At 49.0% G+C, this 14,955-nt stretch carries 10 protein-coding genes; 4 read left to right on the top strand and 6 right to left on the bottom strand.

Translation table 11 applies throughout. The annotated features are described in order from the left end of the window. Positions 1–3: 3 nt before the first annotated feature. Together IT084_RS00245 and IT084_RS00240 are read right to left on the bottom strand one after the other, a co-directional pair. A complete protein-coding gene (locus IT084_RS00245; protein WP_195710065.1) occupies positions 4–1,038 on the bottom strand; it encodes a GNAT family N-acetyltransferase in 1,035 nt (344 codons plus the stop codon). Then, positions 1,035–2,438 carry a UDP-glucose/GDP-mannose dehydrogenase family protein gene (locus tag IT084_RS00240; protein WP_195710064.1) on the bottom strand — a complete coding sequence of 468 codons (1,404 nt, stop codon included), beginning with the start codon at positions 2,436–2,438 and terminating at the stop codon, positions 1,035–1,037. Before IT084_RS00240 ends, IT084_RS00245 begins: the two co-directional genes overlap by 4 nt. Positions 2,439–2,833: 395 nt before the next feature. Here IT084_RS00240 and IT084_RS00235 point away from each other — a divergent pair, with 395 nt between their 5' ends. The 3 genes from IT084_RS00235 (at position 2,834) to IT084_RS00225 (ending at position 5,916) form a co-directional block, all read left to right on the top strand. Then, a complete protein-coding gene (locus IT084_RS00235; RefSeq protein WP_195710063.1) occupies positions 2,834–3,160 on the top strand; it encodes a DUF3307 domain-containing protein in 327 nt (108 codons plus the stop codon). 270 nt (positions 3,161–3,430) lie between these two features. Further along, positions 3,431–4,540, top strand: a complete 1,110-nt coding sequence (locus tag IT084_RS00230; protein WP_195710062.1) for a LysM domain-containing protein — start codon at positions 3,431–3,433, stop codon at positions 4,538–4,540. Between the two features lie 215 nt (positions 4,541–4,755). Beyond that, the gene (locus IT084_RS00225; RefSeq protein WP_195710061.1) at positions 4,756–5,916 is read left to right on the top strand and encodes a glycosyltransferase family 2 protein; all 1,161 of its coding nucleotides are present in this window, start codon (positions 4,756–4,758) and stop codon (positions 5,914–5,916) included. Positions 5,917–5,959: 43 nt separating this feature from the next. Here the strand turns inward: IT084_RS00225 and IT084_RS00220 are convergent, their stop codons facing one another. From IT084_RS00220 to IT084_RS00205, 4 genes are all read right to left on the bottom strand, one after another. Next, positions 5,960–7,129: a glycosyltransferase family 4 protein gene (locus IT084_RS00220; protein WP_195710060.1), complete on the bottom strand. Its 1,170-nt coding sequence runs from the start codon at positions 7,127–7,129 to the stop codon at positions 5,960–5,962. After that, a complete protein-coding gene (locus IT084_RS00215) occupies positions 7,126–8,466 on the bottom strand; it encodes a nucleotide sugar dehydrogenase (RefSeq protein WP_207744349.1) in 1,341 nt (446 codons plus the stop codon). Before IT084_RS00215 ends, IT084_RS00220 begins: the two co-directional genes overlap by 4 nt. Before the next feature lie 258 nt (positions 8,467–8,724). Beyond that, a complete protein-coding gene (locus tag IT084_RS18805) occupies positions 8,725–11,103 on the bottom strand; it encodes an Ig-like domain-containing protein (protein WP_195710059.1) in 2,379 nt (792 codons plus the stop codon). 209 nt (positions 11,104–11,312) lie between these two features. Further along, entirely contained in the window at positions 11,313–13,928 is a 2,616-nt protein-coding gene (locus tag IT084_RS00205; RefSeq protein WP_195710058.1) for a glycosyltransferase, read from the bottom strand. Positions 13,929–14,166: 238 nt separating this feature from the next. Here IT084_RS00205 and IT084_RS00200 point away from each other — a divergent pair, with 238 nt between their 5' ends. Further along, positions 14,167–14,955 (top strand): sulfotransferase, encoded by a 789-nt coding sequence (locus IT084_RS00200; RefSeq protein ID WP_195710057.1) that lies wholly within the window; start codon positions 14,167–14,169, stop codon positions 14,953–14,955.

The raw sequence follows: 14,955 nt of genomic DNA, 5'->3' as shown, positions 1-14,955 counted from the left end.
TTTTCATCCCCGGTAGGGCGGGAAAAAATCTTCTTTTTGGCCCGGCGACGGGCAGCCCGTCAACCGGGCCACAATTTCCTCATTGTGAACCTTCTTGCCGATGTAATACCCCCGGCGATCCCTGGAAAAAGTGCTTTTGTAGCGAAAAATTCCGTCATCGTCACTTCTGCCCCCGCCAAGCACGAAATACTTGATTCCCCTTTGTTTGGCCCAGTTGATAATTTCGTGTTTAAGCAAATTATTGGGACGGTAAATGAAATAGTCCGCCAGGGTCCCGCCTAAAAAAGAGTGAATATAATGTTTGTTGTAAATCAACAGCTCGGAGGCCACGATGCGACCGTCTTTCCAGGCATGGGCGTAGATATGGCCGCCCGGCAGGAAGCAATGCACCCGTTCAAAAAAATCAGGGGGGAAATAATAAAACAGACCGGCGTTGTTTCTATCCAGCGTTTGCCTGTAAATGGCCATAAAATCGGCAAAATGCCCGGGTGAGTTATCAATCACCACCGACACATTTTCACGCCGGGCCTTATTGATGTTCTTGCGGTTGCTGCGGTCGTATCCGGACCAGATTTCATCAGGGGTTTTGGACAGGTCGACGAACACTACCGTGGAGTTCCTGGCGACATCAACCAAACCGGTCATCAACTCGTGGTTGCGCAGCAGGGGGTGAAAGCGAATAAATTCGGTAATAATGTTGTTTTCCCGGCAAAACTGCTGAAAGCAGGCGTAAAAATCGTTGATCAGCCGCTGATCCGTGCCGGGTGGATACAGGGGTCCCCCGTAGCCGTAAGGAGAAGTGATATCGTAAAAAAATTCCGAGCCGGCTGCGCCCGGAAGGCCGTTTACCGGCCTGAGAATAAACGGGTAGATAACGGTTTGGGCCTCCCTTTCATAGACAAACAGCCGGGGCTCGCCTTCCCGGAAAACTTGCAGATACCCGGGTTCAAAATGCACGTCCGGAGCCGGCATCCTTTTCAATAAATCAAGCCATTCACCTCTGTCCGCGATGCCCAAAACACGGTATACGCCGCTCATGGTTCAACCCCTGAAGCCGCTGGCTCCAATTCCCTCGTTTTAAAGCCGCGCCCCACGCCCTGGTAAACAAACCCCCAGTTGCGCATGGCCCGGGGATCCAGTAAATTACGTCCGTCAATAAAAATGTTGCCCTTCATTAGCTGGCGGATTTTCCGCCAATCGGCTTTTTTAAACTGGTCCCACTCGGTAAGCAACACCAGCGCATCACAATCCCGGGCCAATTCCACCGGGCTTGCGGCGTATTCCACTTTCAAGTCAGGGTATTGTTTCCGGTAATTTTCCATTGCCACCGGGTCATAAACTTTAATGAACACGCCCAGATCCAGCAACTCCGAGATCACGTCCGTGGCGGGAGTGTCCCGGATATCGTTGGTGCCGGGTTTAAAGGACAGGCCCATGATGCCCACGGTACTGCCCGGAACTTTTTCCAACAACGACCGGAGTTTGGATGTCACTATTTTTCTCTGCCTGCGGTTCACCTCCAGGGCCGTTTCCACCAGGGAAAGGGTATAGCCATACTTTCGGGCGATGGAAATGATGGCGCTGGCATCCTTACCGAAACAACTGCCTCCCCACCCCACGCCGGCATTGAGAAATTTATCACCAATCCTGTGGTCAAAACCCATGCCCCGGGATACTTCGACAATATCCGCATCCAGTAGTTCAGCCAGCACGGCAAATTCATTGATAAAGGAAATTTTCATGGCTAAAAACGCGTTTGATGCATATTTAATCAACTCCGCATTGACGGGACTTGTTTCCACCAGGGCGGGCCCGGAATAACCCTTTGGACCGGGAAGGCAATGCGGGGGCTCAAAATTTTGCTCCAGTATGGGGGCATATAGTTCCTTTAGCAGGGAAAAAGCAGACTGGTCGCCGGCACCCAAAACAATCCTGTCCGGGTAGAAAGCATCCGAGAGGGCGTTACCCTCCCGCAAAAACTCGGGATTTGCGGCCACGGAAACCCCCGGCCGCAACCCCTTGCCGGATATGAATTTATTTATCAGTACCTGGACCCCGTAGGTCGTTCCCGGAGGCACGGTGGATTTAATTACAATTAGCGGGTATTTTTCGGCGCCCAGTTGATTCGCCACGGCCAGGACCGCGTTTTCCAGAAAACCCAGATCGGCGTTGCCATTGCTTTTCGGCGGCGTACCCACCGCGATGATGACTATGGCGGAATCATTAACCCCGGAAAAAGAGCATGTAAAAGAAATGTTATCCCGGGCTTGTTGCATTACCACATCCAGACCATTTTCATAGATTGGACTGGTACCACTCTTCAGGCTTCTGATCAACTTCCGGTTGTTATCCAGCACAGTAACGCGATGGCCCAAATAGGCCAGGGTTACTCCGGTCGTTAGTCCAACATACCCCGCTCCGATAACGGTTACCTGCATTGCCTTGTTTCCTCCACTACCGAATCTTTTAGATTAAACTATGATTTTGCTGCAAAAACCGTTACTTGTATCTGGCGATCCGGCAGTTTCCTCCGTTCGTTTCGCAATTTTACCTTAATGGTTGGAGCAACTTTTAGTTAACGCTTGCAACTTACTGCCCAACTACTTCTTCACGCCGCTAAGGGGTCATGGCTTTGGGGATATGACGGGCTAGGGACCGCATCCAGTGCTCCACTCACTCCGGAAATCCGCCGGATCGCCTGCAACTGCGATGTTTTTGCAGTGAAATCAACTATGTAATTGTTAAATTTTGTGTTACTGCCCACCGGCTGAACTAACAGGTTTTTACCAGCGTGCATAACTATGGTTGACCGGAAAAAGGCCAGGTGAGATTATTGCTGTTGGTTGCTGTGCTTGTTACAGCCTATGGCCATTTTTTAACTGAATATGTTTTACAAAAAACAAGGCTGGGGGTTTTAAAAAGAAAAAATTTTCCGGGACTGCTGTTACATGCCTTTTTATGGACGATTTCAGTATGTCCCGGACTTGGCCTGCTTGGCATATTTGCCCCGTGGAAAGCCTGCTTTTTATTTTCCACGCATGCGCTGATTGATTCTGTCAAAATCAGGCTAAAGCCGGGAAAATTGCAGATCACACACCCTGTTAACATTGCAGATCAACTGCTCCATTTATTAACAATTGTCATTGTTTATTTAAAATAAAAAGAGACTATTAAAACCTGTAAAAACGGGCTTTAATAGACCTCTTTTTTTTGTCACATCAAGGAAACCAAGCATACTATATATTGACCCGGCCGGAATTCAAACAATAGCAGGGAGGGAAAGAAAATTAAAAACAACCGGTTTATAATTGCGACGGCCTTTAGCATCATATTTGCGCTGGCGATTGTATTTTTGCTCTATAACAACCTCGGCATTGGAAAACAAAATGCCCGGACTGACCCGAATCAAGCGTCATCCGGTGACAAAAACTTGAAAACAATCATTTTCGATAAGCCGGCCATTTTAAACGGTGATTTTGAACAGGGAGAGCTGGGTTGGGGAAACCAGTACGCGATACAAACTGAAGAGAATGGAAACCACTATATCATCAACAATTACAGCTGGCGAGTGTCGCAGGATTTGGATTTACTTCCCCATACCACTTACGAAGTAAGCGCCTCCACCAAGAAGGGAACCGCAAAAGGGCCGGCAAGAATAACGTTTACGTTCCACGACGTCAACGGCAATAAACTGTTCCAAAGTTATGACATCAAGTATATGCATGAAGGCACTGAATGGGAGGAAATTCCAAAGCAGTTCATAACTATCCCCGCTAATGCAGCTGTTTCGAAGATTTACCTGTTAACCAATGACCCGGAGGGATACCACTGCTTCGATAACATCAATATTGCCAGAGTGAGCGATGTGGGCGATCGAAAAGAACTTGAAGCGAACGCAGACAAACAGGAATTATTGATTAACGGCGATTTTAACCTGGGGCTTTACGGCTGGGCCGGCTATGCCTCGCTAATAAAGGAGGAAAACGGTAATAAATTCATCAGGAACGGGTATAACTGGGAAGTATTCCAGCCGCTGGAGGTTGTTCCCGAACAAAACTATGTCATTACCGCTAAAACTAGAACTGTAAATTCATCAGCACCATCAAGAATTAAAATAATTTTTTATAATGATGAGGGTCAGAGGGCACCTGAATTTTACAATATCTTACACGTGCCTGGCACCGGTACCTGGGAAAACATAACGGAAGTCCTTCAAATACCTCCGGGTTACCACCTGGCCAGAATTTACCTGCTGTCGGATGATTCCGCAGGCAACGGCACAAGTGATTTCGACAACGTATCTTTTAAACCGGTCAGCGACGAGGAATTAAAAAACATTGTTATGTCAACCGGTGAAAAAACCCGGATAATTCGCGGTTCTCAAGATAATCACATTAAATACGCAGTGCAGAGCGGCGATACGGCCTCAAGCATAGCCCGGCATTTCGGTGTACCCGTTGAGGATTTAATTGACGAAAACAGCCTGAGGAACCCCGACAGGCTCGAGGTGGGTCAGATACTGTATATTCCGCAAAAATAGTATAGAGGGAGCCGGGATAACCGCTCCCTCTTTTTATGGCGCCCATCATGCCCACTGGACGCCATTGCACGCGTTTAGCATCACAACCCCCGGATGTGATTCACCGGGCAAGGCGCCTGGCGCTCGTTCATTCCGGAAAGTCTGAATCGCCCTTTCTTCAAACCGCCGTGCTGCACCAATGGCCCGGCCTGTAATAGAGTATGGGGTGAATAGTAGTGAAATTAGTATTTTGGTGCACCCTGGCACTTACCTTTTACACCTTTGTTCTTTATCCGGTTATTTTACTTGTTTTGCATTTAGCCAAAAAGCCGGAAACCAAACCCGCGGGAATTATGCCCGCCACGTACCAACCGAACGTATCATTTATTATCGCCGCCCATAACGAGGAAGCGGTAATCGAAAAAAAAATATTTAATACCCTGGATCTGCGCTACCCCCGGGATAAAATACAAATCATTGTAGCTTCGGACAACTCCACCGATGCCACAAACGATATTGTGAAAAGGTACCAGAATAAGGGTGTATTGCTCCTTGATTTGCGCCGGCGGGGGGGCAAAACCAGGGCCCAAAATGAGGCGGTAAAAATGGCATCAGGAGAAATTCTGGTCTTTTCCGACGCCAATTCAATGTGGAAGCCGGACGCCCTGGAACAGTTAATGCGGCATTTCACCGACAATAAAACCGGCTACGTTTGTGGCCAGTTAAAATATGTAAATACCGGCAGCAACAGCGGGTACTCCGAAGGACTGTACTGGAAATACGAAATGCTGCTGCGCCGCCTGGAGTCCTCCCTGCATTCCGTTACCGCGGGCAACGGTGCCATCTACGCCGTGCGGGCCGCTGATTACGTCAATATAGCCGAACTTTACAGCCACGATCTTGAAATGCCTCACCTGATGGTCGCAAAAGGAAAGCGGGCTATCTACGAGCCCGCTGCAATCGCCATTGAAAAAACGGCAAGTAATAGTCAAGAAGAATACCGGCGAAAAATAAGAATGTTGACCAGAACCTGGCACCGGGTTATCTACGGGCCCTGCCTGTATAACCCTTTCAAATACGGGGTCAAGTACGCTTGGATGATGGTTTCCCACCGCCTGTTCCGGTACCTGTTTCCTTTTTTTCAAATCATTATTTATTTATCCAACTGTTGTTTATGGAAGCAAGGCTTAATTTACCAGGGCCTTTTAATTTCTGAGACCCTTTTTTACCTTCTGGCCCTGGCCGGTTACCTCCTGCCCTTGAAAAGTAAATTATTTTACCTGCCCTATTATTTTTGCATGTTCAACTATGCCTCGCTGGCAGGGTTTGTCAAAGCCGCTACCGGGAAAGTATCCACCACCTGGGATAAAGCGGAGAGTACCCGGGCCGCGGATTGAATCCACAGCTCTTTTATTGATAAACCCCCGGTTGGTGAAGCTGTTACTTGGTCATCAGCTTCGTTGTAGCTTCACGGCCCGGGCCGTTTGACAAGTTTTCGTAAAACTGAAGCAATTTCCGCGCCTCGGCATCCCAGTTATATTTTGCGCTAACCGCCTCCTGCCCGCGCTTGCCCATGGCTTCCGCCTCACCCGGATTTTCCAGCAACCATTGCATAGCCCGGGCAATCGACCGGGGGTCCAGCGGGTCTACCACAACCCCGCATCCGGCATCCTCAATAATGCTGCGCCATAGGGGGAAATCGGATGCGATCACGGGCAAACCCGCTGACATGTATTCAAAAAGCTTATTCGGGTAGCCATTAAGATTATTCGGTGTCGGGTACCCCATTACCAGTCCCACCCGAACCCGGCCCAGAATCTCCGCAACCTGTGCGCGGGACTGCCAGCCCCAAAATTCAACTTTTTCCCACCCGGGCACATCCCGCAATTCATTTTCCAGCCCGGGCGGGTTGAAATTACCGGCCAGAACCAAACGCGCGTTTATGGTTTCCGGCAAAAGCGCAACGGCCTCCACCATTTCGCGGATTGCCCGGATGACCCCAATTACGCCAACATATGCTATTAAAGGCGGGCGCTCGCTATATTCCACCCGCCGGGGGGCGGCCAGTTCACCGGGCGAAGGAAAGTTTTGCACCAGGACAGTTTTACTAACGGGAAATTGTTCTGCTATTGTCGGGGTTGCGGCCACAATACCATCCAGCAGGCGGGCGGCCGACGCCTCCATTACCCTCGCGGCCCCCGCGGCCATACCTCTGAACCACTTTGGAATCCAGTCTTTATTTAAAATCTGGCGCGGCACATGTTCATGCACATCATATACAACCCGTTTTCCCCGCAACTTGAGCATTAAACCCGCGGGAACCAATTCCGGGTCATGAAAGTGATAGATATCCGCATTTTCCGCCGCAGCCGCCCGGTATACCCGCCAAACCGTGCGGGTCAGCCGCGCCCGCCTTCCGCCCGGTTGCGGCACCGCGCGGATCCGCACTCCTTCCACAACTTCATCCCGGTCATGCGGGGCCACCAGCACCGTCTCGTATCCGGCGCCGGCCAGCGTCTTCGCCTCCCGGTAAAAAATCCGGGTATCAAAGGGGCGGTGCACAGAGGTGAGGATACATATTTTAACCGCTACCCGGCCCCCGGCACTCATAAAAGCACCACTTTCCCATCCCGGTTGGGTACCGCTTTTGTAACGTTCCTGGTGTCCACGATTTTCCATGCCTTTTCCACCAGCCAACGGTAATCGATGTTGGAATGGTCAGTGATAATGACGACAAGGTTCACCCCCGACACAAGTTCTTCAGTCAGAGGCTCCGATTTAAAAGTGTAATTTGCTATAGTTATTTCGGGTATATACGGGTCGTGGTACGCCAATTGCACACCATCCCGTAATAACAACTCCGCCACACGCACCGCCGGTGACTCACGGTAATCATTAATATCTTTTTTATATGCCATACCCAGGATGAGCACTTTGGACCGGGAGGGGGCCCGGCCCGTTTCATTAAGTGCCTTCAAAACCTTTTCCCTGACAAACTCCGGCATTCTCCGGTTGATTTCGCCGGCCAAACCAATGAACCTGGTGATAAAATTATATTCCCTGGCCTTCCATTCCAGGTAGTGAGGATCAAGAGGGATACAATGTCCTCCCACACCGGGCCCCGGGTAAAAGGGCATAATGCCAAAGGGCTTGGTAAAGGCGGCGTCCAATACCTCCCATACATTGAGGTCCATTTTATCGCATAAAAGAGCCAGTTCGTTCACCAGGGCAATATTCACGGCCCGGAAGGTATTTTCATAAACTTTGACCATTTCCGCCGCCCGGGCGCTGGAAACCGGCACCACATACTTGATGGTTTGCTCATAAAAAGCCCGTGCCACCTCCAGGGAACCGGGCCCCACACCCCCCACCACCTTGCAGGTGTTTTTTGTGGTATAACGCCGGTTCCCCGGATCCACCCGTTCCGGGGAGTGGCATAAGAAAAAATCCCGCCCCAATTTTAAACCGGATGTTTCCAGTATGGGCAGCATGATTTCCTCGGTAGTGCCCGGGTAAGTGGTTGACTCAAGCGATATCAACTGGCCGGGACGCATCCGCCGGGCAATTTCCCTGGTAACGCTCACGACATAACGCAAGTCAGGCGCCAGGTTTTTATCAAGAGGGGTGGGCACGCAAATAACAATAACATCCATAACCGGCACCGAAGCAAAATCAACCTCGGCGCGAATCAGACCACGACCGGCCAGTTCTTTCAGTTCTTCATCCCTGACATCGGTGATATAATTTTCCCCGGCGTTTATTTTGTTCACCCGCTCCGTGTTCTGATCAATACCAATTACTTTATAGCCCACTTTGGCCTTTTCCACCGCAAAGGGCAGCCCTACATACCCCAAACCCACGACGCCGATGCAAGCGGTTCGATTATAAATGCTTTCCATCAGGGTTTGTTTGAAACTTTTATCATCGCGAGCCATTACTCCGGCCATGACATTACCTTCTTCCTTTCCCAAGCGTGATGAAAGTTCTTCGGCTCTCATTGGCAATATAGAAATATATTATTCAACAGTGTTTTCCAAGGTTACCGGGCTTTTCAAGCCGGTCCGGCCTGTGCGCGTCGATCCGGTCCTCCCATGTTGCGGCCATAAATGCCGTTTATTTTCAATAAAAAGCCCGGGGCATTAATTAACCCCGGGTTTTTTCGCTCTTTTTTAAAGAGCCTTTGACTAAACTATTACGAGTCATTGTTAATTAGCAGGAAGCAAAGTTACATTATCAAAGTCATGGGTGCCGGAGCCGCCGTCCACCGAGAGGTAAATCCTGGTGACCACCGCCGTGGACGGCACCTCGATGGTCATTTCGGGCATGGATTCCCAGCCGCTCCCGCTGTGCCGGTATCTGAAAGCATAAGGAACTGTTTTACTGCCGTTCCGGTGGATAAATTGTACCACGACTCTGGCGCCTTCACGAGCCGTACCTTTACGGGTTTTGACGTTTAACCTGTATGTGCCCGGCTGCAGTTTCAATTCCTGGTAAAATTTGAAGTTATATGTGTTGGTGGCGTATTTGTTGCCGGTGCGGCTTGTATTTATAACGGCCGTATTATCTTTATTTACCCAGCCCGCTACGCCGGCGCTGAAATCACCGTTGACTATGAGGTTGCCGTTATCATTGCTGTTACCGGTACTGTTTTTGACTTGAATGGTAATTGGTTCCGAGGCGGCGCTGTTGCCCGCAGTGTCCGTCGCCCTGGCCTGCAGGTAGTAAGTGCCGTCCGCCAGGCCGGTTACGTTCCAGTTTAACCGCCAGGTGCCCGACGCTTCCGTGCCACCGGCCAGGGTGGCCTCGCCAATGGTGGTCCAATTGCCCTGCGTACCGGCGGCATAGGCGAAGGTAACCTTACTGACGCCCCTGTTGTCGCTCGCCTTGACGTTCAGGTTTACCGTGCCTTTCAAGGCGGCGCCCGCCGCCGGGGCGGTTATTGTTGCCACGGGCGCCTCGGTATCCGGTTGCGGCGCCGGTGCGGGGGCGCCACCCGCGGAAACCAGGGTGATATCATCAAAGTCATGGGTCCCGGCGCCGCCGTCCACCGAGAGGTAAATCCTGGTGGTCACCGCCGTGGACGGCACCTCGACGGTCATTTCCGGCATGGATTCCCACCCGTTGCCGCTGTGCTTGTATTTATAGACGTAGGCAAATTTGCTGCTACCGTCACGGTTTATAAACTGCACCGGCACTCTGACACCCTGAGTAGCCGTGCCTTTTCGGGTTTTAACATTTAACTTGTAAGTGCCCGGCTCCAGGCTCAGGTCCTGATATAATTTAAAGTTATAGGTGTTGGTCACATATTTGTTTCCGCTGGATTCGGTTTTTATTACCGCCGTATTGTCTTTATTTACCCAGCCCGTTGTACCCGCGCTGAAATCACCGTTGACAATGAGGTTACCATCCAGCCCCGGATTGGGTGTGGGATTGGGCTCCGGGGCGGGACCGGGTTGCTGTCCCCGCGGAGGATCTGACTGGTTGCTGCGGGCATAAGCATAGTTTAACAGGGCCAGCGCGGCCAGTTCGTTAGGTATTACCGAAGTTCTATTTTTAAAGAGATTATATGATACGTCAATCAAAGACGGCGCCCAGGGCTCAAACCATAACCAATGGGCGAGCTGCCCCGGATCACTGGCGGTGCCGTTACCGTCAAGATACCTGGCTATCGTACCGTCGCTTTTTACCAGAACCTTGCTGGCGGTATTAGCAAACTTTTGCATGTCCGAGTCGCTAAAAATACCGTTGCGATAGGCCAGGTTGATAAATTCCACACACCAGGTGCTGTGGCTTATATCTTCAATTACACTGCCATATTTGGGGCTGTTGGGGTAGTATTTCCAAAAATAACTGTTTGTAGCTCTGTCCACCGTTAGATATTTTTTAAAGTAGTTGGCAATTTTTGTGGCCTTGTCCAGGTACACCCTGTCCCCCGAAGCCTCGTAAATAGCCAGCATGGCGCTGCCCTGGGCCAGGTTCATGTTAACGGGCCTGTCCAAATACATTGATGTTGCATCCTCATACCACCTGCTGTTGACATCCAGGTATTGAGGCTTGTCCCTCATATCATGCACGGCAATGGCGTCTTTGGCGGCCTGTAAATACTCGTTCGCCCTGGCTCCATATTCCGTCAAGGCCGGGTCTTTTTTGACAATGGCTGCAAATTGAGCCATAGGTGTAACAATCAAGCCGGTTTGCACGGCGTAAATATAATAATTATCGGTATAGCTGCCACTGCGCCAGGCGGGCAGGCTCAAGCCGCGGTAATCCGTTACCCCGCGCTCGCTGTCCCTGCGCCGCAGCAGGCTGTCGGCATGCCCGGTGAATAAATCCAGGTAATGCTTGTCCTTCGTTGCCTGGTACATAAGCAGGTACGATCTCATAACCATACTTTCGCCCCAGGCTATAGCGCTCTGGTCGACCATGGTCTTATACCCGTTCCATTTATTCTGGTTATCCAAACGGTCAAACAATTGCCTTAAATCTGTTTCATTTACTGTTGCAGCCTGAACATAATCAGAAAATCCCAGGGTAAACATAAAAACCAGTGCAAGCAAAATGTAAATAAATTTCTTTTTTTTCACTTACTAGCCTAACCTCCTTATTTTTGTTATATGGAACAAAATTCGACACAATTGGCGTTAAACCTCCTTTTTTTTCTTGGCAATTTATACCTTGGATTACTGTAAACTATTTCGCCAGGCAGGCAAAAAAAGAAACCCCGTGCAATTTAAAACCACGGGGTCAGCATTGCGCCGGTTTGGCAACCATCATAATATCCATCAAAAGTTATTTAAACGCAACAGCTGGATGGAAATTGGCTTTCCGTTTGTTCTATCAACCGGCGGTAAACATTCCGGTAGGCTTCGGCTGTTTGCCGCCAGGTCAACCAGCCTTTCAGAATCGATTGCCTGGCATAATCCCCCATTTTTCTCCCCAGTTCGGGATCAGCCAGCAGCATTTCCAATGCTTCCACAGTTTCATCAATATTTGCCGCCTCCACGAGAATCCCGGATTTACCGTCAGCCACCAACTCCGGAATTCCCGTAACCCTGGTGGCTACTACCGGCCTGCCGCAACTCATGGCTTCCTTGATTACATTGGGAACTCCTTCGTGGTAGCTCAATAAAACAACACATTCGCAGGCCGCGTACCACCAAACAAGCTCTTGATACGGTACTTGCCCCGCAAAGAAAACTTTTTCCCGCAAACCCATTTGATCCACCAGGGTTATTAACGCGTTTTTTTCCTTCCCTTGCCCGGCCATGGCCAAAACAGCATCCGGAAATCTCCGGTTAACCTGCGCAAAAGCTTCGATTAACTCGTATACTCCCTTCTCGCGCACCAGCCCGCCGACAAAAAGGATGATCCGGTTATTCGGGTTAAATCCCAGTTTTAATTTTGCCTGGATCCGGTCCACATTTGTTGTGTCAAAAATACCGCTGTCGACACCCTCATATATTACTTTAATTTCTTTAGCCGGTTCGGATATTTTTTCAGCCTGTGACGCCAGATCCTTGCTCACCGCCACAACCTGCCCGGTGTTTTCCAATACGTATTTAGCCCGGGCCCTCATTGTTTCCGATGTTTGAGCCATGACATTGATATCCGAGCCGATAGCGGTACAAATTGAATTTAAATTCAACTTCCGGGCAATCATTATGCCGGCATAACCTGCAGGCAGCACTCCATAGGAATGAATAACTTTGTACCGGGCCTTGTCGTTAATAATTTTTATGGTGGGACAGATGGCCCAGTACATAAACAACATGTTCCATTCGCTAAATCTTCTCCCGGGCAGGCCGAAGTAACGGGGATGAAGTATTTTCACCCCGTCGATACACTCTTCCCACGGAATGTGCCCCATGTTCCTCCATTTTTTGTTAAACCACAAGCACACAGGCGCATAAGGAACAGGCGCAATAACGTCAAGGGATGCACCCGCGGTCTTAAGATTTTTAACCAGCTGCAGGGCAAAAATACCATAGGTTGGGTTTGACCGGTTAGGGAAAATGGGAGATAAAAACAAAATTCTATCTTTATTCTTGCCGGCACCACCACCCGGGTGGTCAATTTCTTTCCAAAAACCAAATTGGGCCAGAATAGCGGGGATCGCCATTCCCAGCCAGAAAAACTTGCTGAAAATATCCGTACTCGTTAACCCGGAAAATAAAAGAAAAATTATAATCAGCTTACCGGTAACGGCATCAACCGTGCTTTCCGCGCGCCCGCTTAAACGCCATGCCGAATAGAAAAGAGATAAAAAAAGCAGAAACCCCGGGATACCCAATTCAGAGACAACTATCAAGTAATTATTATGCGCGTCTCTATTTAAACCGATAAACCGGTCAACACCCCCGGTTTTCGGAAAATATTCCGTATAGGCGTATGGAAAGTTATTGATCCCCACACCCTTGATCCAGTTATCTTTGGCAATTTCCAGCCCCACCATCCAGATATCAATTCTGCCCGCGCCTCTATCCACCTGGTTGGAAATTTGCGTTAATGTTTGCGCCCTTTGGACGACAACGGGCGGTAGGTGTTTAATTATGTAAGGGCTTAAAACCGCAGCAATAAAGATGACGGCCACAAGGCTTGACAAAGCGAACCGTTTTTTACGCAAAACTTGAACAATCAGGGGCCCGATTAAAACCAAACCCACAACCAATGTAATCAAGATAGCAATCCAGGCACCCCTTGAACCCGACAACATAACGGCAAATATTACCGTAGCCAGGCAAATCAAGCCGGCCAGGCGAACAGCAGCATGCCTGGCAATTATAATAAAGTAACCACAGAATAACGCGCCAAGCAACAGCTGCCGGGCGTAATAATTCGGGTCATTGAAGTTGCCTAAGTCCGTCCTGACGGTAAATTCATGCAGATATCCATTATAGATACCGAGGCATGCCGCCAAAAACGCGCCCAGCAGGTAACTTCCCATGATAAAATACGCGTCTTTTTTATTTTCAACCAGGTTATAGCCTAGAAAAACCATCACCAATAACTGGCTCATGGAAATAATCCTTTTAATGCTCTGCCCGGGTTCAATAGCCCATGCGACAGAAATCAGGCACCATAAAACAAAAAAAGTCAATAAAATAATAAAGCTGTTCACTTTGACAAATTTTTTGCCTACAAGTAAATGCATCAACCAACCCCAGAATGTAATAATGCCGATTAATTTAATAATGGTAAAAGAAGGGAAAAGCAAGGTTAAATTTTCCAGGGGTATAAAAAACAGCATCAGGCCAAAACCGGTTAACGGCTGCCAGATCACCAGGGCAATAAATAAACAGGCAAGTACGGCGAGCAACGGTAATAATGATTGAAAAATAAGACAAACAATAGTTATTAAAAAGCAAAATAATAACCCCTGTACTTTTAAATTCCGCATAATATCCTTCATAATTCCACTCCCAATTTTAATCTACTTAACACCATCCCTCCAGGCAAAACCTGTCACATACAAGTTAAAATACCTTCCACCACCCCTGTCTCGAACTTTTATAAATATATAGTACGTGTCACTTTACCAAGTGGTTACCGCCTGGTTCGGGCGGGCAGTCCCAAAAAGCTCCGGGAAAATTCGAGAACAGTAACAATTAATCCGCCATAGCATAATTTAAACTCAGGGGGTGGATTACTTGGAGGGTCATAAATTTATCTTTATCGGGGGCTTGCACAGGAGCGGCACATCGATGCTTTTCAAGTGTCTCCGGGATCATCCCCTGATCAGCGGGTTTAAGGACACCGGTGTGCCCGAGGATGAAGGGCAACATTTGCAATCGGTTTATCCCCCGGCATATGTCTACGGTGGTGCCGGAAGGTTCGGATTTCAAACTGTGGCGCATCTCACTGAAATGTCACCACTGGTTTCCGGGGCAAACAGGGAAAAACTATTTAATGAATGGAGCAGGTACTGGGATACCGCAAAACCATTGCTTTTGGAAAAATCCCCTCCAAACCTGATTAGAACCAGGTTTTTGCAAAGTTTGTTCCCCGATTCTTATTTCATTATTGTCCTCAGGCACCCCGTGGCGGTTACTCTGTCCACCCTCAAATGGGGTAAAAGAAGAACGACTCATTCACTGATTAAACACTGGCTGGTTTGTCACGAACTGTTTCAAGAGGACTGCAAATACTTGAATAATTTATTTGTGCTCAAATATGAAGGCCTGGTTAAACAACCGGGACATTATTTAAGCCGGATTTTTGACTTCCTGGGCATCGAAAATTACCCCACCAGGCAAATAATGCACAGCGACATAAACGAACATTACTTCAACCTGTGGCGAAAACGGCAAAATAACCCTCTTTCAGGCTACTACATAAACTATATCGCTAATCTTTATGAGGAACGGGTAAACAAATTCGGCTATAGCTTGCTGGATTTGGCTTATTGCGCCGGTTGGCAGTGTGAGAGGGCAGGCTGA

Source organism: Desulfallas sp. Bu1-1 (assembly GCF_015594625.1).
GTDB lineage: Bacteria > Bacillota > Desulfotomaculia > Desulfotomaculales > Desulfallaceae > JADNRQ01.
Note: the sequence above shows the minus strand (reverse complement) of the source record. Positions and strands in the feature narration are given on the sequence as shown.

Excerpts from the sequence above, each read along its gene's own strand:
- IT084_RS00245 (WP_195710065.1), bottom strand. The coding sequence starts at position 1,038 with ATGAGCGGCGTATACCGTGTTTTGGGCATCGCGGACAGAGGTGAATGG.
- IT084_RS00240 (WP_195710064.1), bottom strand. The coding sequence starts at position 2,438 with ATGCAGGTAACCGTTATCGGAGCGGGGTATGTTGGACTAACGACCGGA.
- IT084_RS00220 (WP_195710060.1), bottom strand. The coding sequence starts at position 7,129 with ATGAGTGCCGGGGGCCGGGTAGCGGTTAAAATATGTATCCTCACCTCT.
- IT084_RS00215 (WP_207744349.1), bottom strand. The coding sequence starts at position 8,466 with ATGGCCGGAGTAATGGCTCGCGATGATAAAAGTTTCAAACAAACCCTG.
- IT084_RS00205 (WP_195710058.1), bottom strand. The coding sequence starts at position 13,928 with ATGAAGGATATTATGCGGAATTTAAAAGTACAGGGGTTATTATTTTGC.